The organism is Streptomyces sp. NPDC019443 (genome assembly GCF_044389785.1).
Classification (GTDB): domain Bacteria; phylum Actinomycetota; class Actinomycetes; order Streptomycetales; family Streptomycetaceae; genus Streptomyces.
In genome coordinates this window covers 398,686-418,132 of sequence record NZ_JBIRYJ010000004.1, presented here as the reverse complement: position 1 = coordinate 418,132, position 19,447 = coordinate 398,686, and the positions used below count along the sequence as shown (strand labels likewise).

The window sequence follows — 19,447 nt, the reverse complement described above, 5'->3', positions numbered from 1 at the left end:
GTTGCGGTTGATCGCTCCCCGGATGCTGGGTGACGTGACCCAGACAACCGAGCCGCAGCACGGCATACCGCGTCTTCGCCGCCCTCCGCGTATCCGTGTCCACCGTGCGTGGTTCGTCGCTGTCGTCACCTTTGTGACGATCATCGGCGCCGCCGCCTTCGCCTCGCTGCCCGGTCTGCTGATCGAGCCGCTGCACGAGAAGTTCGACTGGTCGCGCGGCACGATCGGCTTCGCGGTCTCGGTCAATCTCGCGCTGTACGGGCTCACCGCACCGTTCGCCGCGGCGCTGATGGACCGCTTCGGTATCCGCTGGGTGGTCGCCGTAGCCCTCACGGTCATCGCGCTCGGCTCCGGGCTCACCGTCTTCATGACGACGTCCTGGCAGCTCGTCCTCTACTGGGGCGTCCTCGTCGGCCTGGGCAGCGGCTCGATGGCGCTGGCGTTCGCCGCGACGGTCACCAACCGCTGGTTCGTGCAGCGGCGCGGCCTGGTCACCGGCATCCTCACCGCGGCCGGCGCCTCCGGCCAGCTCATCTTTCTCCCATTCCTCTCCTGGCTGGTCGAGAACCACGGCTGGCGCCCGGCCTCGATCACGGTCGCTCTCTCGGCGCTGGCCGTCGTCCCCTTCGTCTGGCTGCTGCTGCGGGACCACCCGGCGGACGTGGGGATCGCCGCGTACGGCGCGGAGGGCTTCACCCCGAAGCCGGACCCGGTGCCGGGCGCGGCCCGCCGCGCGGTCACGGTGCTGTTCAAGGCGGCCCGCACCGGGCCGTTCTGGCTGCTGGCGGGCACCTTCGCGATATGCGGAGCGTCGACGAACGGCCTGGTCAAAACCTACTTCGTACCCGCCGCCCACGACCACGGCATGCCGATCACGGCGGCCGCGTCGCTGCTCGCGGTGATAGGTGTCTTCGATGTCGTCGGCACGATCGCGTCGGGGTGGTTCACGGACCGCTTCGAGGCGCGGCGGCTGCTGGCGGTGTATTACGCGCTGCGCGGGATCTCACTGCTCTTCCTGCCGATGCTGCTCGCCCCGTCCGTCCACCCGCCGATGATCTTCTTCATCGTCTTCTACGGCCTGGACTGGGTGGCGACCGTGCCGCCGACGATCGCCCTGTGCCGCGAGTACTACGGCGAGGACAGTGCGATCGTCTTCGGCTGGGTGCTGGCATCGCACCAGGTGGGCGCGGCGGTCATCGCCTTCGCGGGCGGTGCGGCGCGGGACGTCTTCGGCTCGTACGACGTGGTCTGGTACGCCTCGGGCGCGCTGTGCGCGGCGGCGGCGCTGATGGCGCTGGTGATCCGGCGCAGGCCACTGGCCGCGCTGCCGCCGGTGTCGTTGCAGAAGGGGTCAGAAGATCCGGTCAGGGGCTGAATCGCCCGAACTTCCCCCGGTGGAAGAGCAGCGGTGCTGCCTCGTCCTGCGCACCGAGCGCCGCCACGCGGCCGACGACGATCAGATGGTCGCCCCCGGTGTGCACGGCCTGGATAGTGCAGTCGATCCAGGCCGGTACGGAGTCGAGGAGCGGCGCCCCGGTCGCGGGTGATGCGGTGTGGACGACCCCGGCGAACTTGTCCGCGCCGCTGACGGCGAACCCCCGGCACAGCTCGTCCTGGTGCGCGCCAAGGACGTTGACGCAGAAGGCCCCGGCGCGGGCGATGCGCGGCCAGGTCGTCGACGTACGGGCGATCATGAAGGCGATCAGCGGCGGATCGAGCGACAGGGACGCGAAGGACTGACAGGCGAACCCGGCGGGACCGTCCTCGTCGTGCGCCGTGACGACGGTGACGCCGGTCGCGAAGTGCCCCAGCACGCGCCGGAATTCGGCCGGTTCGACGGGCAGCCGCTCGTCATCGCCGACGGCCCGCAGATCGGGGCGCGGGAGTACGTCGAACGGCTCGCCGACCGGGTCGTTGGCCGGGTCCGTGGCCGTGGGAGCCCCCACGGACCTGAGGTATCGGACGGCGGTGGCCGCCATCCCTGCGTGTCCCATCACATCTCCATTGAACCTGACGGTGTGTCAGATTGGAAGAGTGCCCGTGCAGCCCGTACGCATCGGTGCTTGCATTGCGTCCCCCTGTCACATCGGATGGGTTTCGTCGGTCATTGCTGTGACACGACGTGACGGAGGTATGTGACCGATGGACGAGCACGAGCGGCTGGCTGAGCGGTTCGAGGCGCACCGGAGCCATCTGCGGGCCGTGGCCTACCGCATGCTCGGCTCGGCGAGTGAGGCGGACGACGCCCTTCAGGAAGCCTGGCTGCGCATCAGCCGATCCGACACCGGCGGGGTCGAGAACCTGGGCGGCTGGCTGACGACAGTGGTCGGCCGGGTGTCGCTGAACATGCTGCGTTCGCGCACCTCACGGCGTGAGGACCCGCTGGACACGCATGCGCCCGAGCCGGTCGTGAGCCGTGCGGAAGGGGCCGAGGGGATCGACCCCGAGCAGGAGGCGGTGCTGGCCGACTCGGTAGGGCTCGCGCTGCTCGTCGTACTCGACACGCTGGCACCGGCGGAGCGGCTCGCCTTCGTACTGCATGACATGTTCGCCGTGCCCTTCGACGAGATCGCCAACATCGTGGAGCGCTCTCCGGCCGCGGCACGGCAGCTCGCCAGCCGCGCACGCCGCCGGGTGCAGGGGTCGACCCCGGTTCCCGAGGTCGACGTCGGTCGCAAGCGCGAGGTCGTCGACGCCTTCCTCGCCGCCTCGCGCGGCGGTGACTTCGACGCGCTGCTCGCCGTGCTCGATCCGGACGTCGTGCTCCGGGCCGACCGCGCCGCCGTTTCCGCGGGCGCGGCGGAGCAGGTCCGTGGTGCGCAGGCGGTGGCCGACACCTTCTCGGGGCGGGCCCGGATGGCACGGCCGGCGCTGGTGGACGGGGCGGCGGGTGCTCTGTGGGCTCCGGGCGGAGAGCCGCGGATCGTCTTCGACTTCACGATCAGGGACGGGAAGATCGTCGGGATCGACATCCTCGCCGACCCCGAGCTCATCGGCGAGCTCGACCTGGCGGTAGTCGACGACTGGAGCTGAGGGGTCTGGTGAGCCGGAGCCACCGGGGCCCCTGTGGCCAGGCATTCAGCCCGGCCGCAGGGGCCGTCGCAGCAAGCGCCTCAGCGGCTCAGCTGGCGCCTCAAGCGGCTCAGTGTGTGCTTCAACGGCTCCGTGAGCGCTTCAGAAGAAGGGCTGCGAGTGGTGGGTCGGACGAGGTGTCAGAACCCCTGGACGTAGTACGGCTCGACCGTCACCCAGCCGTTCGCGCGGGCGCCGTCGCGGCGGCCGGTGTCGTTCTTGGCCAGGGTGTACCAGGAGTCGACGTAGTCCGGGTCGTCGGTCCACCAGTCGTCGGGAATGGCGTCCAGGACCGCGTTGACCAACGGGACGTAGGCGCCCTGGTCGGCGATGGTGAGCAGGATGCCGGCGATGGCCTTGGCGAGGTCGCGGTAGTTGGTGCTGCCGTCCTGCTCCATCATCACGGCGTCGGCGAGGTTGTACTTGTAGTTGGACCAGTTCACCAGGATCCAACTCCGGCCCGGCTGCGGCGCGTTGTGAGTGACGTTCGGGGAACTCGCTGTGGCTAGAGCCCGCGGTACTGAGGCGTGCGGCGCTCCACGAAGCTCGCCACGCCCTCGTTCGCGTCCCGCGTCGTCATATTGACCTCCTGCGCGGCAGCCTCCGCGGCGAAGGCTGCGGCCCGGTCGGCGTCGAGCGAGGCGTTCACCAGCTGCTTGGTGAGCGCGATCGCCCTCGTCGGCCCGGCCGCCAGCCGCTCCGCCCACTCGCGCGCGGTCTTCTCCAACTCGTGCGCCGCCACGACGCGGTTGACCAGCCCGATCCTCTCGGCCTCCGCTGCGGGCAGCGAGTCGCCGAAGAACATGAGCTCCTTGGCCCTTTGCGGCCCGACCAGCCGCGGCAGCAGATACGCCCCGCCCCCGTCCGGGACGAGCCCGCGCCGTACGAACACCTCGATGAACTTGGCCTCTTCCGCGGCCAGTACGAGATCACAGGCGAAGGCGAGATGCGCGCCGATGCCTGCGGCGGTGCCGTTCACGGCCGCGATCACGGGCTTCTCGCAGTCCAGCACGGCCCCTACGAGGCGCTGCGCGCCGAGCCGGATCGTCCGCGCCACGTCCCCGGCGATCCGCTCCCGGCCGGCCGGCGGTGTCCCGCGCAGGTCCGCGCCGGCGCAGAAGCCCTTGCCGGTGGCGGTGATGACGACGGCGCGGATCGCTGAGTCGGCGGAGGCGGCGGCGAGCAGCGCGATGATCCTCTCCCGCTGGTCCCAGGTGACCGCGTTCATGGCCTCGGGGCGGTTGAGCGTGATCCACGAGACGCCGTTGTCAGTGGCGTGCTGTACCAATGACTCAACGTGATCAACGGGTTCTTCGGGGGAGGAAGTCATGGGGGTACGGCTCCGATCCGTGAGGCGGGCGGTTGACTTACCGGCACACAGCCAACGCGTCCAGCGCCACCGCGCCCTGCCCCCGCGGCAGCACCATCAGCGGGTTGATGTCCAGCTCCGACAGCTCGTCGCCCAGCTCCAGCGCCATCCGCTCGACCCGCAGCACCACCTCCACCAGCGCGTCCACATCCACCGGCGGGCCGCCCCTGACACCGTCCAGCAGCGCGCGGCCGCGCAGTTCGCCGAGCATCGCGCGCGCCTGGTCCTCGCCGAAGGGCGGTACGCATACGGCCGCGTCGTGCAGCACCTCCACCAGCACCCCGCCGAGGCCGACCGTCACCGTCGGACCGAACAGCGCGTCCTGGGTGACTCCGACGACCATCTCGACGCCCCGCTCGACCATCTGGCAGACCAGGATGCCGTCGAGGTCGACGCCCTCGTAGCGGGCGATGTCGGTCAGTTCGCGATAGGCGTCGCGGACCTGGCTGGCCGAGGTCAGTCCGACCTTGACCAGGCCCAGTTCGGTCTTGTGGGCGAGCTGCGTCCCGGAGGCCTTCATGACGACCGGGTAGCCGACCAGTCCCGCGGCCCGGACCGCCGCCGCCGCGCTGGTCACCAGCTGCTCGCGCGGCACTCGGATGCCGTACGCCCGAAGGAGCTGCTTCGCCGCGTGCTCGCTCAGCTGCTTGCCCGGGCGCATCAGTGCCTGCGCCTTGCGGAAGGAGGGGGACGGGGTGCGCGGCGCCTCGTCGAAGGGGGAGCGGTAGCCGGCCCTGAAGCGGTGGTGGTCCAGGTAGGCGCGGACGGCGGTGATGCAGTTGGCAAAGGTGCGGAAGGTGGCGACCCGCGAGGACCCGAGCAGCGTCTCGCGGTACGCCGCCTCTGTGCCCACCGGCGATCCCCACACCACGCACACCAGCTTGTCCGTGGCCTCCGCCGCGTCCACCAGGTCCTGCGCCAGCTTGTCGCTCATCGGCGGGAAGGGGCCGGTGATCGGGCAGATCAGCACCCCGACACCCGGGTCGGCCAGGATCGCGTCGATGATCTTGCGCCCGCGCCAGTCGCCCACGGGATGCCCGCCGTTGTCGACGGGGTTCGCGACGCTCAGATACGGCGGTATCCACGCGTGCAGCTCGGCCTGCTTGGCCTCGGAGAGCCGCGGCAGCCGCAGCCCCGCCGCGGTCGCCAGGTCCGAGAAATGCGCGCCCGTGCCGCCCGAGATCGAATAGACGACGACGCCGTCGGCCACGGGCCTGCGCGCCCGTGCCAACAGCGCTGAGGTGTCCTGGAGTTCGTCGAGCCCGTCCACCCGGATCACGCCGAACTGCCGCATCGCCGCGTCCACCACATGGTCCGCGCCGGTCAGTTTGCCGGTGTGCGAGGCGGCCGTCCGCGCCCCGGTCTCGGTCCGCCCGACCTTGACCGCGACCACCGGTACCCCGCGCCGCGCGGCCCGGTCGGCGGCGAGCAGGAAGGAGCGTCCGTCCTTGAGTCCCTCGACGTAACAGGCGATGGCCCCGACCTCGGGCCGCTCGGCGAAGTACGAGATGAAGTCGGCGGTCTCCAGGTCGGCCTCGTTCCCCGTGGGCGCCCAGTGGGAGAGCCGTACGCCGAGTTCCTGCATGGTGAAGACGGGCCGTCCCTGGTGTCCGGACTGGGTGATCAGCGCGATCGCCGGCCCGTCCAGGTCGTCCCGGAACTTCTCGAAGGCGTTCAGATTGGTGTTGGGGCCAAGAAGCCGCAGTCCCGAGCGCTCCACCGCGGCGCCCAGTCGCGTCTGGGCGGCCGCGCCCTGCTCGCCGGTCTCGGCGTACCCGGAGGCGAAGGCCACGGCGAACTTCACCTTGGCCTCGGCGAGTTCCTCGATCACCGGCAGCGGGTCGCCGACCAGCAGCACGGCGAGGTCGATCTGTTCGGGCAGCTCACCGACGGACGGCGCGCAGCGCAGCCCGAAGACGCTCTCCCGGGTCGGATGCACGGGATACAGCCGCGCCCGCACGCGCTCGGCCCAGTCGACGAGCTGCCGGGTGATCCCGGTATTGGGCCGTCCGTCGCCGTCGGACGCCCCGACGACGGCGACGGACGAGGGCCGGAAGAACCGGTCCAGATCGGGCACGGGCGCGTACAGCGGTCGCCCGCTGACATCCAGATCACCGTCGGTGGCGGTGCCGTGCACAACGGTGTGCGGTGATTCGCCGCAGGCCACAACGCGGGCGCGGAGGTCGGTGGTGAGGGTGCCGTGAGTCGATCCAAGCATCGCCGAGCCCCGCTCCTGCTCGTTGGACAGTTAACTGACGCATAGTCAGATTACAGACCTGACGGCCTGTCAGGAACAGTCCTGCGGGCAAATGCTGGCGGCGGACACCGATCTGCGGGTTCCGTGGAAGGCCACGCTCGGTTCTCGCGGGTGCGCCGCCCGCCCGTGGACGGCCGCTGTCCCACACGTACCCATGTGTGTGAGCCCGCACCCCCCACGCCGGGCGGGAGTGGGGGCGCGACCCTGTTCTCCGGCGGGGTGGTCGGGCGGCCCGCTAGCGCACCAGCGCCTTCGCGATCTTGTGTGCGTCGATCGCCATCTCGCGGAACATCCCGCTGATCGGGTTGGTGAACCCGGTGAAGTACAGCCCCGGCGCCTGCGCGGCGGCGTGGCCGCCGTGCGCCACCGGGCGACCCCGCTCGTCCAGTACGCCGAGGTGGCCCACCAGGTTCTCCAGTGCCCGCTCGTAGCCCGTCGCCGCGATCACCGTGTCCGGTGTGATGCGGGTGCCGTCCGCCAGGACCGCCTTGCTGTCCTCGAAGGAGTCCAGAGCCGCGACCGGTTCGACCCTGCCGGAGCGGACCGCGGCGATCAGACCGACGTCCTGGACCGGGATCGCGCCCTCGCGCACCCGGGAGTACAAGCCCGTGTCCGGGCGGGGCAGGCCCTGTTCGGCGAGGTCGGGGACGGAGATCTTGCCCATGATCCCGCCCGCCCGGTCCACGAGGCGGACCGGGAGGCGGCGGACCAGGATGCCGGTGCGCTGGGCCGGCCAGCCCGCCGTCGAGCGGCGGACTATGTGCGGGGTCGTCCGCACGGCGAGGCGGACCCGGGCGGCGCCGCCCTCCACCAGGTCGACGGCTATCTCGGCGCCGGTGTTGCCGACGCCGACGACCAGTACGTCCTTGCCCGCGTACCGGGTGGCGTTGCGGTACTCGCCCGCGTGCAGCAGTTCTCCGGTGTACGAATCGCGGCCCGGCCAGTCGGGCAGGCGCGGGGTGTGGTTGTAGCCGGTGGCCACCACGACCGCCCGCCCCGTCAGCTCACGGCCGCCCGTCGCGTGCAGCAGCCAGTCGGGGCCCGACGGCTCGATCCGGGAGACCTCGACCCCCGTCACGATCTCCAGCTCGTGGAACTCCGCGTACTTCTCCAGGTAGCGGATCACGTTGTCGCGGGAGACCCAGCGTCCGAAGGACCGGGGCATCGCGAGGCCGGGCAGGCCGGACAGCCGCCGGGTGGTGTGCAGATGCAGCCGGTCGTAGTGGCGGCGCCAGGACGCGCCCACGGATTCGGACTTCTCCAGCACCACGGCCCGTACGCCCTGCTCCCGCAGCGCGGCGGCAACCGCGAGACCGCCCGGGCCGCCGCCGATGACGTAGACGGGCCGGTCGTTCGTGAGGTCGATGTCCTTTTCGTCGGGCATGAATCGTGAGCGTAACCGCACGATTACTCGATGGGTCTCAGTCAAGACGGGAATCGGTTGCGAATCGGTCACGCGCGCACACCACTTGTTCACAAGCCTCCGCATCCCTTGCCCGCGAGCCGCCCCATCCGCTGAACTGACGTACCGTCAGAAATGTGGAAAGGGGGTCCGGATGGAGACCGTCTGGCTCACCGGTGCCGAATGGCTCGCCGTCCTTCGTATCGGTCTCGGCCTCTGGTGGCTGGAGAGCTGGCGCCACAAGGACAAGAAGGGCTGGTTCGAGCGCGGCACCGGCATCGCCTGGGCCGCCGACGTCGCGGGCAAGCACAAGTGGCCCTTGGTGAAGACCGGCTTCGAGACGGTGGTCCAGCCCCGCCCCAAGGCGATGGCGTACATCGTCGTCTACGCCGAACTCGCCCTCGGGCTCGGTCTGGTCGTCGGCTTCCTGACCCCGATCGCCCTCGTCGGCGGCCTGCTCCTCAATCTGCTCTATCTCGTCCTGATGATCCACGACTGGGCGGAACAGGGGCAGAACGCCATGATGGCGCTCATATCCTTCGTCGCGCTCTTCGCCATGTCCTGGCAGACCTGGTCCCTCGACAGTGCGATCGGACTCTTCTGATGGCGACGGCGCCGCGGTTCGATCTGCCCGAGATCGACGACTTCACCCGCCCCTTCTGGGACGCCGCCACCGACGGGCGGCTGCTGATCCGCCGTTGCCGCGCGTGCGCGCGAGCTCACCACTATCCGCGCGAGTTCTGCCCGTACTGCTGGAGCGAGGACGTCGACTGGGAGCGGGCGAGCGGCCGCGCGACGCTCTACACCTGGTCCGTCGTGCACCGCAACGACCTGCCGCCCTTCGGCGCCCGCGTTCCGTACACCGCCGGGGTCGTCGATCTCGTCGAGGGCCCGCGCATGATGACCGAGATCGTCCAGTGCCCGGAGGGCGGGCCGAGCATCGGCATGGCGCTGGAGGTCACCTTCCGCCAGGAGGACGGCGAGCAAGCAGTCCCCGTCTTCCGGCCGGCGTGATCACGGCCAGAGCAGCTCCGTCATCCAGCCGCCGTCCTCGCGGCGGTAGCGCAGCCGCACGTGCCGCCGCTGCTCGTCGCCCTGGAAGAACTCCACCTCGTACGGATCGAGCACGTAGCGCGTCCAGGTCGGCACGGGCGCGTCGGGCTCGGCCTGCGCCCGCTCCCACGCCGCGTGCGAGGCGTCAGCCAACTCACTCTGGGAGCCCAGGATTTCACTCTGGCGGCCGGTGAGCGCCGCGGCCAGCGCGCCCGTCGAGCGCGCGTGCAGATCGGCCTGGCTCTCGGTGGAGCCTCCCGCGCTCACCTTGCCCCGGATCCGGATCTGGCGGCCCTGCGCGGCCCAGTAGAAGCCCAGCGCGGCATCGGGGTGGGCGGCCAGCTGGCGGCCCTTCGCGCTGGTGGCGTGCGAGGCGAAGTGCCAGCCCCGCTCGTCCGCGTCGTGCAGCATCAGCGTTCGTACGTCAGGACGCCCCTGCTCGTCCACGGTGGCCAGGGTCATGGTGTGCGGCTCTCGCTGACCGGCCGCCACGGCCTCCGCGAACCACCGGTGGAACAGGGGCAGTGGCGCGCCGGGCGCCGCGGCAGGGTCGAAGCCGGGGAGCGTGGTGTCCCAGACCCGCTGTGCGCGCAGGAGTCTGCGGAACGTTTCCTGCTGATCGTTGTCCATGCGTTATTACTACACTCGCAGTGGTGTCAGGGGGCAGTGAGAGGAACACACATGAGGCAGAACCTGGCCCGGCGCGCCGCGCTGATCGACGCGGCCATCAAGGTGCTCGCCCGCGAGGGTGCGCGCGGCCTGACATTCCGGGCCGTCGACGCCGAGGCGGTGGTGCCCAAGGGCACCGCGTCCAACTACTTCGCCAGCCGCGACGATCTGCTCACCCAGGCCGGCGGCCGGATCTACGAGCGGATGCAACCGGACGAGCCGACCATGGAGGCCATGCTTCAAGGGCCGGCCACTCGCGCGCGGACCGCCGAGCTGGTGCGCGAAGTGGTGGAGCGCGTCACCGCGTTCCGCACCGGCTATCTCGCGCTTCTGGAACTGCGTCTGGAGGCCACCCGCCGCCCCGCCCTGCGTGCGGTGCTCACCGAGCGCGTCAGGGCAGACGTCGAGAACAATGTCACCAGTCACCTGGCCGCCGGTCTGCCCGGCGACGCCGACGCGGTCAGGATGATTTACCTCGCCGCCAATTGGCTCGTGGTGGAGCGCCTCACGCTTCCCGACGTCTTCCCCAGGGAGGAGGCCGGCGACCTCATCGCGGCGCTGGTCGAGCGGCTGCTCCCGGAGTAGCCCCGTCCGTGCCGAGCCGTGCCTCCCTGCGCCGTCACCGAGCCGTGCCTCACTGCCCCGGGCCTCACCGCGTCGTGCCTCACTGCCCCGGGGGGCCTCACCGCGCCGGGCCTCACCGCGTCGCGGCCAGTGCCTCGCGGCTCGCGTAGTCCTTGATCCCGATGGCATGCGCCGCCTCCTGCACACTCTCGGTGATCTTCCTTGCGATCAGGTTCTTCCAGGGCATGTACGGCAGCATCCGCAACATCGCCATCCGCAGACGGATCTTTCCCTTTGAGGGGACCGTCATCTCCTTCGCGAAGCGCTCGGCGAACTTCTGGTTGAGCTCCACGCCCGGCCGCATCCCGCTCTCGTATCGCTCGTACGCCACCGTGTGATCGCCGTTCGCCGCCGCAAGCTCGCCCGCCAGGATGTACGCGCCGATCAGCGCGAGGCCGGTGCCCTGGCCGGAGGCCGGGGATGCACAGTGGGCCGCGTCGCCCAGCAGCACGACCCGCCCCTTAGACCAGCGGTCCATCTCGATCAGGGTGATGGAGTCGAAGTAGAAGTCGCTGGCGGCCGCGGCGTTCTCCAGCATCGTCGGGATCTCCCAGCCGTCGCCCGCGAAGGCGTCGGCGAGGATCTTCTTCTGCCGGTCCATGTCCCGGTAGTCGTACGACAGCTCGGGCGAGCCGAAGATGAACAGGTTCTTGGCGGTGCTCTCGCCGCCCGAACTGTAGGCGCACACCAGCTTGTTGGGCAGCGCGTGGTACGTCTCCCAGCGGTCCAGGCGCAGGTGGTTGGGCGCGGTGAAGATGGAGATGTACGCGCCCAGGTGCCGCTTGAACTGCCTCTCGTCGCCGAACACCAGCCGACGCGTGTTGGAGTGCAGCCCGTCCGCGCCCACGACCAGGTCGAAGCGGCGTGGCTCACCGTTCTCGAAGGTGACGGTGACGCCGTCCGCATCCTCGTTCAGGGCCGCGATCGAGTCGCCGAAGATGTACTCGACGTCGTCGCGCGTGTGCTCGTACATGATGCGGGCCAGCTCGCCGCGCATGATCTCGTCGTCGCCGTCCACCCGTCCGCCGAAGAAGTCGGCGGGCATCTCGGCGATGGTGCCGCCGGCGTCGTCGACGTATGAACCGCCCTGCATGTCCGTGGAGGCGCGGCGCACGTCGTCCAGGATCCCCATCCGCTCGCAGACGTCGATGGAGACGCCGCGCAGGTCGACCTTGTAGCCGCCGGGCCGCAGCTGAGGGGCGCGCTCGACGACGGTCGGGGTGAAGCCGTAGCGGTGCAGCCAGAGAGCGAGGGCAGGGCCCGCGATCGAGGCACCGGAGATCAGAACGGTCTTGTTGGCGAGCTTGTGGCTGGTGCCGGCGTGCTTCGTCATCGGGACTCCCGGGTCGAGTGATGTGCGGCGCCTGCGCCTGCGCGCCAGCCGATGACCCGAACTATACGGATGTCCCATACGCTTGTCTATGACGGTCGTATAGATTCCTTTCCGGTGGAGATTCCTTCCCGTGGAGATTCCTTCCCGGCTTCTCAGTCCCGGCCCAGCACCACCGTCCCGGACGAGCAGAACCAGCCGCCCGTACCGGATGCCACCGCCAGCCGCGGCGGCCCGCCGTCCGCCCTGCGCACCTGGTGGCCGTCCGCCTCGCCGCGCAGCTGCCGTACCGCCTCGACCAGCAGAAACAGCCCGCGCATCCCGGGATGACAGGCGGAAAGGCCGCCGCCGTCGGTGTTCACCGGCAGCTCGCCGTCGAGCCTCAGTCGCCCCTTCTCGACGAAGGGCCCGCCCTCGCCCTTGGCGCAGAAGCCCAGGTCCTCCAGCGTCACCAGCGTCATATAGGTGAAGGCGTCATAGATCTCGGCGATGTCGATGTCGGCGGGGGTGACGCCCGCGCGCTCGAAGGCGAGCCGGCCGCTCACCGCCGCCGGGGAGACGGTGAAGTCCTCCCACTCGGACATCGTGGTGTGGGAGACGTACTCGCCGGTGCCCAGAATCCACACCGGGTCCTTCGCGCAGTCGCGTACGTACTCCTCCGCGGCGATCAGCACCGCGCAGCCGCCGTCGCTGCGGATACAGCAGTGCAGCTTGGTGAACGGGTCCGCGATCACCGGCCCGTCCAGCACCTCGTCGACGGTGATCGGATCACGGAACATCGCGTCCGGGTTGGCGGCGGCGTTCGCCCGCGCCTGGACCGCCACCGAGGCGAGCTGCTCCAGCGTCGTGCCGTACTCGTGCATATGGCGGCGGGCGGCCATCGCGTACTTGGCGACGAGGGTGTGGCCGTACGGGACCTCGAACTGGAGCGGCCCGCGGCCGCCGAAGGAGAGGTTGGAGGTGCGCCGCCGCGCCTTGATGTCGGCGCGGGCGGTCGATCCGTAGACGAGTAGTACGGCATTGGCGTGACCGGCGGCGATCGCGTCTGCCGCATGCGCCGCCATGACCTCCCAGGTGGCGCCGCCGACGGCGGTCGAGTCCACCCAGCGCGGCCTCAGGCCCAGATACTCGGCGACCTCGGCCGGGGCGAGCGTGCCGAGACCGGCCGAGCCGAATCCGTCGATGACGGACCTGTCGAGGCCGCTGTCCGCGAGTGCGCGGCGGGCGGCCTGGGCGTGGAGGGCGTAGGGCGTGGGACCGTCGACGCGGCCGCAGTCCGAGAGGGATATGCCGACGATGGCGACTCTGCGCTGTGGGGTGGCCATGAATCTGACGGTACATCAGATAGCTTGGGGCGTACGGCTGGAAGCAATGCCGGAGACAGCGATGCCCATCTCGCACGCACGCCTCTGTGAATCTGGGTCCGCCGCCTCTAGCATGACGGCCCGTCAGTTACGGAGGGATCCCATGGACACCGCCTTCACCGCGGAGCAGGACGAGATCCGCCGCACCCTGCGCGAACTGCTGACCAAACGGTCCGGCCCGGAAGAGGTCAGGGCCGCCGTCCGCACCGCCGCCGGGTACGACCCGCAGCTGTGGGCGCAGCTGTCCGAGCAGCTGGGCCTGCCGGGTCTCGCGCTGCCCCAGTCGTACGGCGGCGTGGGGTGCGGCCTCGCGGAGCTCGCGCTCGCCTGCGAGGAGACCGGGCGGGCTCTGCTGCCCTCGCCGCTGCTGGCCACCGCGGGACTCGCGGCGCCGCTGATCACCGCGCTCGGGACGCCCGGGCAGCGCGACGAACTGCTGCCGCGTATCGCGATCGGCTCGCTGACCTGCGCACTCGCCGTGCCGGGCGGCGCTCTGGCGTCGGCTCTCGGGCTGACCGCTGACAACGCGTCGGGGGAGTGGGCCGGCGGCGGCCGGGCCGGCGGCGTACAGGCACGGCCCGGCGACGGCGGGGAGTGGCTGCTCTACGGAGAGGCCGGGCAGGTCCTCGACGGACACAGCGCGGGACTGCTGCTGGTCGCGGCGCACACGGGCGGCTTCGCCCGCAGCCGTACGCTCCTGTACCTGGTACGGGCGGATGCGGCGGGTCTTACCCGGGTCCGGCAGACGTCACTGGACGAGACGCGGCCGCAGGCCCGTATCGAACTACGTGACTGCGCGGCGGAGTTGCTGGGCGCGGACGACGCCGCGGATGTGCCGGGGGCGCTGGCGGGGGCGGGGGCGCGGGCGGCGGCCCTGCTGGCGGCGGAGGCGGTCGGCGCGGCGGCGAGCGCGCTGGACCGGACGGTGGAGTACGTCCGCGCCCGCGAGCAGTTCGGCCGGGCGATCGGCTCCTTCCAAGCGGTGAAGCACAGGCTGGCGGATCTGTACGTACGGGTCCAGGCGGCCCGCTCGGCGGCGTACTACGCGGCGTGGGACCCGGCGGAGGGCGGTCTGGCCCTGGCCCAGTGCCTGGAGGCCCTGCGGGTGGCCACCGGGGAGGCCGTCCAGCTGCACGGCGGGATCGGCTTCACCTGGGAACACGAGGCGCACCTTTACTTCAAACGGGCGACGGCGGACGAGCTGCTGTTCGGCCCGGTCCACCGGCTGCGCGCGCATGCGGCCGAACGGGCGGGACTCTTCGCCGCGCGGTCGGCGGTGGCGGTCTGATGCCTCCCGGAGTGCGACTGATCCAGAAGGTCTCGTCGACCCGCGCCTTCGCAAAGATCGCGCCCCACTTCATCCCGGCGATGGACCGCACGGACAGCAACCACCAACGCCCCCTGGCCCACGTTCACCACGGACCAGGATGACCAAAGCCGACGGCGGTCACCCGGAAAGGGACCGCCGTCGGCCTGACAGGACTTGAAAAAGGTGAGCCGCAGCCGCCTACTTCGTCGGCTTCTTGCCCGTGATGCCCAAGTGCACCAACAGCGCCAGATTCGGCTTCAGTTCCGCCTGTTTCACACCCCAGGTGGTGAACCCCTTCTGATGCGATGCCACCGCCGCCAGCATCGCCACCAGCGAGCCTGCCATCGCCGCCGGGCTGACGTCCTTGTCGACCTTCCCCTTGGACTGCAAGTCCTTCACCGAGTCCGTAAGGGAGTTGGTGACCGAGTTCAGGATCTTCATGCGGATCTTGTAGAACCGTTTGTCCCCCTCCGCGGCCCCAAGATCCACCACTCGCAGAATCGCGTCGTGGCGCCGCCAGAAATCGAGGAAGCCCTCGACCAGTGCCTCCGACGTCTGCCAGCCGGCCTTGCCGACCCAGGAGCGGCCGGAGACCAGTTCGGTCAACCCCGCGCCCTCCTTGGCCATTTCCTCCGCGATCTCGAGGACCGCGCCCTCGACGTCCGGGAAGTACTGGTAGAAGGTCGCGGGTGAAGTGCCCGCCTTCCGGGCCACGTCGATGACTTTGACGTCCCGGTACGGCGAGGAGCTGAGCATCTCGCTGAGGCAGTCGAGCAGCTTCTGCCGCGTCGCCTGTCCGCGTCGTCCGGCCACTCGGCCGTCGACGGTGCGTACTTGTCCTGTCATGCCGTCAGCTTACCGAGGGGTGATCGGCGCGCGATTCGGCCGAGTGCAAATGGGGTGCGGCGACCCTGGCGGGCGGGGCGCGGCAGGGGTGCGGTCCCTATACGCCATTAGTGTTATCAACAGCCTGTGGACAACTTCCGTGGACAACTCAACAATCCTCGGCCTCGCCCGGACTTCTATGTCCTGATAATTGACCAAATGTTCGATTTGATCCCCTGCGTCACGCGGGCCACGCCGCTAGCTTGAGTGTGACGGGCACCACACCCGCCACATCCCGCATCAGGGAAGGAACCAGGTCCATGGCCGTATTCCCACAGGGCGCGCCGTGCTGGGTGGACGCGGCGCTCCCCGATGTCGAGGCGGGCAAGCGCTTCTACGGTGAGCTGTTCGGCTGGACATTCGGCGAGGGCGAAGGGTCGTACGTCGACGCCTTCAGTGACGGAAAGCTGGTCGCCGCCCTCGTGCACAAGCGCGACGGCCGGATGCCCACCGTCTGGGGCGTCTACTTCGCCACCGCCGACGCCGCCGCGCTGAGCAGGGAGATCAGGGACGCCGGCGGTCAGGTGATCACGGCCCCGGTGCAAGTCGGCGCGGCCGGGGCGATGGCGCTCGCCACAGATCCCGGCGGCGCGGTCTTCGGGCTCTGGCAGGCGGGCGACAGGGTCGGCTTCGAGAAGCAGGGTGAGCCGGGCTCCTTCTGCTGGACCGAGGTGTACACACGGGACAAGGAGCGGGCGGACGCCTTCTACGAACTGGTTTTCGGCTTCCAGGGCACGGATCTGCCCGACGACTCCATCGACTTCCGGATGTGGTCCCCGGCCGGTACGGAACCGGGGGAGGACACCGCCATCGGCGGCCGCAGCGTAATCACCGACGCCTTCCCGGCCGAGATGCCCGGCCACTTCCTCATCTACTTCTGCGTCGACGACTGCGACGAGACGGCCGCGGCCGCGACCCGTCTCGGCGGACGCATCCAGGCGTTGCCCTTCGATATTCCGTACGGGCGCATCGCCGTGCTCGCCGACAATCAGGGCGCTTCGTTCGCCGTGCTCGCCGAACCGAAGGCGGCCTGAGGGGAGCCTGGCGGCCTCAACGAACCTGAGATCAAAGGGAGTTGAAGGGAGGAATGGTCTAGACCTAGGACGGGTTTCTGATCCATAGTGGGGGCCTTCCCCTCCACGAAAGGACCTCCCGTGCTCCGTGCCCGTACCGCCCTGGGACTCGCGGCCTGCGCCGCCGTCGCCGCCGGACTCCTCACCGCGACCCCCGCCTCCGCCGCCCGCCTCCCGTGCAACCTCGCCGGCAGCGGTGACACCGCGTCCGCCAATTGCTACAGCGGCTCCTCCTACACCTGGCGGCTCGTCGTCGACTGCGACGACGTGAGCAACCCGAAGTGGCCGGTCCGCGTCAAGACCGTTTACGGGGCCTGGCACACCGGGGACGGCAGCGACTCGATCTCCTGTGGTGGGCCCTTGCGCGCCACCGGACGCCTGGAGGCGCGCGGCTGAACCATCAGGCCTCCCGATCCGTGTCCGAAACCGGGTGAGACACCCCGATCCGCCCCCGGGTTCGCAACCGCCGCCTCCGACAGGAAGAATCAGGGTGCGCACCGCTGAGGGTCTCGGTGGTGGGACGCTGCACGGGGCTGGAATTGACGGGCTCCATATTTTCTGGGGCCCGTACGGGGAGGTGGCAGGCAAGTGATCGAGCAGCTGACGCAGCATGACCCGAGACGGATCGGTCCGTTCGAGGTACTGGGCCGGCTCGGTGCCGGCGGCATGGGGCTGGTCTATCTCGCCCGGTCGGCGTCCGGCCGCCGGGTGGCGATCAAGACGGTGCGTACCGAGCTCGCCGAGGACCAGCTCTTCCGCGTCCGCTTCACCCGTGAGGTGGAAGCCGCCCGGGCAGTCAGCGGTTTCTACACGGCGGCCGTGGTCGACGCCGATCCGCGGGCGGCCGTGCCGTGGCTTGCCACCGCGTACGTCCCCGCACCCTCCCTCGAAGAGATAGTGAATGAGTGCGGGCCGATGCCGGCCCAGGCGGTGCGCTGGCTGGCAGCCGGCGTCGCCGAGGCGCTGCAGTCCATCCATGGCGCCGGCCTCGTCCACCGCGACCTCAAGCCGTCGAACGTCCTGGTCGTGGAGGACGGGCCGCGCGTCATCGACTTCGGTATTGCGTCCGGCGTCTCCAACACCCGGCTGACCATGACCAATGTCGCCGTGGGCACGCCCGCGTACATGTCGCCGGAGCAGGCGCGCGACTCCCGCAGCGTGACCGGCGCGAGCGACGTGTTCTCGCTGGGCTCCACGCTCGTCTTCGCGGCGACCGGCCACGCCCCCTTCCACGGCGCGAACCCGGTCGAGACCGTCTTCATGCTGCTGCGCGAGGGCCCGGACCTTCTGGGGCTGCCGGACGAGCTCCGGCCGCTGATCGAGTCCTGTATGCAGATGGAGGCCGGGCTGCGGCCCACGCCCGAGGATCTGCAGGCGCAGCTCGCCCCGCATCTGTTCTCCTCGGGCAGCGACGACAGCGGGACCGCGTCCGCATGGCTGCCGTCGCGGGCCACCGCGATGATCGAGCAGCGCCGCGGCGGCAGGCCCGCCGTCCCGGCCCCGGTCGCCGCGCCGCGCCCCGCCGAGCCCGCCCCGCCCGTTCCGCAGGCACCGCCCCAGCAGCCGCCCCGGCAGGGCGCCGACTGGGACTCCGCCTGGCGCGGCGGCAGCGATCCGCGTACGGGACAGGCCTCGCCGTCACCCGTTGCGGTGACCTCTCCCGCCGCCGCGGGACCCGTACGGCTGCCCGGCGCCAAGGTGCCGATCGGCCCCGGCCCGCGCGTCGCCGATGCCGGCCGCGGCGGGGTCGTCGAGACCGGCCCCGCGACCGGCTGGATCCGCCCGCCCGGCGGGCTGAACGGCGCCGAGGCCGCGACCAGCGCCCTCCCGTCACCCGGACCGGCCCCCGTCCAGGCACCCGTGCCGCCGCCCGCCTCGCCCCCGGACGCGGCCTCCGGACACTGGCGCCCGTGGCGTTTCCGGATGTCGAACGACGTCTGGGGCACTCCCGTGGTCGCCGGGGATCTCCTCTACGTCACCTCCTTCGAGGTGCACGCGCTGGACGTGGGCAGCGGCCGCCGCCAGTTCAAGACCCGGGACGTGGCCTGGGCGATGGCCGTCGCGGGCGGCCGTATCCACGCCTCCGACGGGCCTTCGCTGTACGCACTCGACGCGACCAGCGGCCAGGAGCGGTGGCGGCTCCAGGCCGACGCCTGGGTGTACTCCCTCAAGGTCGACCGCGGCACCGTCCTCACCGGGACCCGCGGCGGCGGCGTACAGGCCTGGGAGGCCTCCAACGGCGAGAAGTTGTGGGAGACGACCGGGGCGCAGACGGACTTCGAGACCCCCGAGGCCGGTCCCGCGATCTTCGGCGACACGGTGTACGTGTGGCAGGACGCGAGGCTGCGCGCGCTGGAGGCCCGTACGGGCGTCGAGCGCTGGTCCTACCCCGTCGGTGACGCGGCGTCCTGCGGCAATGTGCCCGTAAGGGTGCATCCCGCGCCCGACGGCTATGTGTACGTCGCGGCCGGCACCCGCGTCCTCGCCATCGACATCTCGAACGGCCTGGTCCGCTGGCACTTCGAGGCCCCCGCGGTGTTCCTCTCGCCGCCGGTCTTCGCACCGGGCCCGGCGGTGACGGGCGGCGGCGTCTATCTCGCCGACTACCTCGGCACGGTGTACGCCCTGGACGCCACAACCGGCAAGGACCGCTGGCGTATCGCCACCGAGTCGCGCCAGTCCGTCGAGCCGGTCCTCGTGGCCGACGGCAACATCCATGTCGGCAGCGGCAGCGCGCTCTACACGCTGGACGCGGTGACGGGCACCCCGATGTGGCGGTTCGCCGCAGGCGGCGAGGTCACCGGCGCGCCGGTCGTCGCGGACGGCCGGGTGCACTTCGGCTCCGCGGACCATGTGCTCTACACGCTGGACGCGAGCGGCGGCCAACTGCGCTGGAAGCTCGCGACCGGCGGCGAGATCACCGGGTCGCCGGTGGCGCAGGGCGGTGTGGTGTACGCGTGCAGCAAGGACCGGTGTGTGTACGCGCTGGACGCGGTCAAGGGGACGGCGACCGGGCGGGGCGGGGCTCGGTAGTCGTTCC

At 70.7% G+C, this 19,447-nt stretch carries 18 protein-coding genes and 1 pseudogene; 10 read left to right on the top strand and 9 right to left on the bottom strand.

Annotated elements, in window-relative coordinates:
• The first annotated feature begins 22 nt into the window (after positions 1-22).
• Positions 23-1,375: an MFS transporter gene (locus ACH492_RS16060; protein WP_398986879.1), complete on the top strand. Its 1,353-nt coding sequence runs from the start codon at positions 23-25 to the stop codon at positions 1,373-1,375.
• On the opposite strand, the gene ACH492_RS16055 is transcribed toward ACH492_RS16060, so the two are convergent.
• Positions 1,365-1,979, bottom strand: a complete 615-nt coding sequence (locus tag ACH492_RS16055; RefSeq protein ID WP_398987349.1) for a flavin reductase family protein — start codon at positions 1,977-1,979, stop codon at positions 1,365-1,367. The two genes, ACH492_RS16060 and ACH492_RS16055, sit on opposite strands and share 11 nt — an antisense overlap.
• A gap of 163 nt (positions 1,980-2,142) precedes the next feature.
• Between ACH492_RS16055 and ACH492_RS16050 the strand changes: the two genes are divergently transcribed.
• Positions 2,143-3,033 carry a sigma-70 family RNA polymerase sigma factor gene (locus ACH492_RS16050; protein WP_398986877.1) on the top strand — a complete coding sequence of 297 codons (891 nt, stop codon included), beginning with the start codon at positions 2,143-2,145 and terminating at the stop codon, positions 3,031-3,033.
• 179 nt (positions 3,034-3,212) lie between these two features.
• Here the strand turns inward: ACH492_RS16050 and ACH492_RS16045 are convergent, their stop codons facing one another.
• The 4 genes from ACH492_RS16045 to ACH492_RS16030 all read right to left on the bottom strand — a co-directional run bounded on the left by ACH492_RS16045 (position 3,213) and on the right by ACH492_RS16030 (position 8,082).
• Positions 3,213-3,515 carry a DUF3103 family protein gene (locus tag ACH492_RS16045; RefSeq protein ID WP_398986875.1) on the bottom strand — a complete coding sequence of 101 codons (303 nt, stop codon included), beginning with the start codon at positions 3,513-3,515 and terminating at the stop codon, positions 3,213-3,215.
• A 62-nt stretch (positions 3,516-3,577) separates the two neighbouring features.
• The gene (locus tag ACH492_RS16040) at positions 3,578-4,402 is read right to left on the bottom strand and encodes an enoyl-CoA hydratase/isomerase family protein (RefSeq protein WP_398986872.1); all 825 of its coding nucleotides are present in this window, start codon (positions 4,400-4,402) and stop codon (positions 3,578-3,580) included.
• 37 nt (positions 4,403-4,439) lie between these two features.
• Complete coding sequence (locus ACH492_RS16035; protein WP_398986870.1) at positions 4,440-6,659, bottom strand: acetate--CoA ligase family protein; 2,220 nt, start codon at positions 6,657-6,659, stop codon at positions 4,440-4,442.
• A gap of 274 nt (positions 6,660-6,933) precedes the next feature.
• Positions 6,934-8,082 (bottom strand): flavin-containing monooxygenase, encoded by a 1,149-nt coding sequence (locus ACH492_RS16030; protein ID WP_398986868.1) that lies wholly within the window; start codon positions 8,080-8,082, stop codon positions 6,934-6,936.
• Positions 8,083-8,254: 172 nt separating this feature from the next.
• Here ACH492_RS16030 and ACH492_RS16025 point away from each other — a divergent pair, with 172 nt between their 5' ends.
• Positions 8,255-8,704, top strand: a complete 450-nt coding sequence (locus ACH492_RS16025) for a DoxX family protein (protein ID WP_398986866.1) — start codon at positions 8,255-8,257, stop codon at positions 8,702-8,704.
• Complete coding sequence (locus ACH492_RS16020) at positions 8,704-9,114, top strand: Zn-ribbon domain-containing OB-fold protein (RefSeq protein ID WP_398986864.1); 411 nt, start codon at positions 8,704-8,706, stop codon at positions 9,112-9,114. The genes ACH492_RS16025 and ACH492_RS16020 overlap by 1 nt, the downstream gene beginning before the upstream one ends.
• On the opposite strand, the gene ACH492_RS16015 is transcribed toward ACH492_RS16020, so the two are convergent.
• A complete protein-coding gene (locus ACH492_RS16015; RefSeq protein WP_398986862.1) occupies positions 9,115-9,783 on the bottom strand; it encodes a pyridoxal 5'-phosphate synthase in 669 nt (222 codons plus the stop codon).
• Positions 9,784-9,834: 51 nt separating this feature from the next.
• Between ACH492_RS16015 and ACH492_RS16010 the strand changes: the two genes are divergently transcribed.
• The gene (locus ACH492_RS16010) at positions 9,835-10,407 is read left to right on the top strand and encodes a TetR/AcrR family transcriptional regulator (protein WP_398986860.1); all 573 of its coding nucleotides are present in this window, start codon (positions 9,835-9,837) and stop codon (positions 10,405-10,407) included.
• A gap of 112 nt (positions 10,408-10,519) precedes the next feature.
• Here ACH492_RS16010 and ACH492_RS16005 read toward each other — a convergent pair whose 3' ends face one another.
• Together ACH492_RS16005 and ACH492_RS16000 are read right to left on the bottom strand one after the other, a co-directional pair.
• The gene (locus tag ACH492_RS16005) at positions 10,520-11,779 is read right to left on the bottom strand and encodes an FAD-dependent monooxygenase (protein WP_398986858.1); all 1,260 of its coding nucleotides are present in this window, start codon (positions 11,777-11,779) and stop codon (positions 10,520-10,522) included.
• A 152-nt stretch (positions 11,780-11,931) separates the two neighbouring features.
• Complete coding sequence (locus ACH492_RS16000; protein ID WP_398986856.1) at positions 11,932-13,101, bottom strand: thiolase C-terminal domain-containing protein; 1,170 nt, start codon at positions 13,099-13,101, stop codon at positions 11,932-11,934.
• Between the two features lie 142 nt (positions 13,102-13,243).
• Between ACH492_RS16000 and ACH492_RS15995 the strand changes: the two genes are divergently transcribed.
• On the top strand, positions 13,244-14,428 hold the full coding sequence (locus ACH492_RS15995; protein WP_398986854.1) for an acyl-CoA dehydrogenase family protein: 1,185 nt from the start codon (positions 13,244-13,246) through the stop codon (positions 14,426-14,428).
• Positions 14,428-14,517: pseudogene (locus ACH492_RS15990) on the top strand (nitroreductase family deazaflavin-dependent oxidoreductase); the annotation flags it as partial. The gene ACH492_RS15995 and the pseudogene ACH492_RS15990, both read left to right, overlap by 1 nt.
• Positions 14,518-14,647: 130 nt before the next feature.
• Here ACH492_RS15990 and ACH492_RS15985 read toward each other — a convergent pair.
• Positions 14,648-15,295 carry a TetR family transcriptional regulator gene (locus tag ACH492_RS15985; protein ID WP_398986852.1) on the bottom strand — a complete coding sequence of 216 codons (648 nt, stop codon included), beginning with the start codon at positions 15,293-15,295 and terminating at the stop codon, positions 14,648-14,650.
• Positions 15,296-15,594: 299 nt separating this feature from the next.
• On the opposite strand from ACH492_RS15985, the gene ACH492_RS15980 reads away from it, so the two are divergent.
• From ACH492_RS15980 to ACH492_RS15970, 3 genes are all read left to right on the top strand, one after another.
• A complete protein-coding gene (locus ACH492_RS15980; protein WP_398986851.1) occupies positions 15,595-16,368 on the top strand; it encodes a VOC family protein in 774 nt (257 codons plus the stop codon).
• Positions 16,369-16,488: 120 nt separating this feature from the next.
• On the top strand, positions 16,489-16,803 hold the full coding sequence (locus tag ACH492_RS15975) for a hypothetical protein (RefSeq protein ID WP_398986849.1): 315 nt from the start codon (positions 16,489-16,491) through the stop codon (positions 16,801-16,803).
• A gap of 192 nt (positions 16,804-16,995) precedes the next feature.
• Positions 16,996-19,440: a PQQ-binding-like beta-propeller repeat protein gene (locus tag ACH492_RS15970; RefSeq protein ID WP_398986847.1), complete on the top strand. Its 2,445-nt coding sequence runs from the start codon at positions 16,996-16,998 to the stop codon at positions 19,438-19,440.
• The last annotated feature ends 7 nt before the right edge of the window (positions 19,441-19,447 follow it).

What these genes read in the sequence shown, in the direction of transcription:
- ACH492_RS16015 (WP_398986862.1), bottom strand. Translation starts at nt 9,783, where the DNA reads ATGGACAACGATCAGCAGGAAACGTTCCGCAGACTCCTGCGCGCACAG.
- ACH492_RS16040 (WP_398986872.1), bottom strand. Translation starts at nt 4,402, where the DNA reads ATGACTTCCTCCCCCGAAGAACCCGTTGATCACGTTGAGTCATTGGTA.
- ACH492_RS16005 (WP_398986858.1), bottom strand. Translation starts at nt 11,779, where the DNA reads ATGACGAAGCACGCCGGCACCAGCCACAAGCTCGCCAACAAGACCGTT.
- ACH492_RS16000 (WP_398986856.1), bottom strand. Translation starts at nt 13,101, where the DNA reads ATGGCCACCCCACAGCGCAGAGTCGCCATCGTCGGCATATCCCTCTCG.
- ACH492_RS16050 (WP_398986877.1), top strand. Translation starts at nt 2,143, where the DNA reads ATGGACGAGCACGAGCGGCTGGCTGAGCGGTTCGAGGCGCACCGGAGC.
- ACH492_RS15995 (WP_398986854.1), top strand. Translation starts at nt 13,244, where the DNA reads ATGGACACCGCCTTCACCGCGGAGCAGGACGAGATCCGCCGCACCCTG.
- ACH492_RS15980 (WP_398986851.1), top strand. Translation starts at nt 15,595, where the DNA reads ATGGCCGTATTCCCACAGGGCGCGCCGTGCTGGGTGGACGCGGCGCTC.
- ACH492_RS16020 (WP_398986864.1), top strand. Translation starts at nt 8,704, where the DNA reads ATGGCGACGGCGCCGCGGTTCGATCTGCCCGAGATCGACGACTTCACC.
- ACH492_RS16055 (WP_398987349.1), bottom strand. Translation starts at nt 1,979, where the DNA reads ATGGCGGCCACCGCCGTCCGATACCTCAGGTCCGTGGGGGCTCCCACG.
- ACH492_RS15985 (WP_398986852.1), bottom strand. Translation starts at nt 15,295, where the DNA reads ATGACAGGACAAGTACGCACCGTCGACGGCCGAGTGGCCGGACGACGC.
- ACH492_RS16060 (WP_398986879.1), top strand. Translation starts at nt 23, where the DNA reads ATGCTGGGTGACGTGACCCAGACAACCGAGCCGCAGCACGGCATACCG.
- ACH492_RS16025 (WP_398986866.1), top strand. Translation starts at nt 8,255, where the DNA reads ATGGAGACCGTCTGGCTCACCGGTGCCGAATGGCTCGCCGTCCTTCGT.
- ACH492_RS16030 (WP_398986868.1), bottom strand. Translation starts at nt 8,082, where the DNA reads ATGCCCGACGAAAAGGACATCGACCTCACGAACGACCGGCCCGTCTAC.
- ACH492_RS16010 (WP_398986860.1), top strand. Translation starts at nt 9,835, where the DNA reads ATGAGGCAGAACCTGGCCCGGCGCGCCGCGCTGATCGACGCGGCCATC.
- ACH492_RS16035 (WP_398986870.1), bottom strand. Translation starts at nt 6,659, where the DNA reads ATGCTTGGATCGACTCACGGCACCCTCACCACCGACCTCCGCGCCCGC.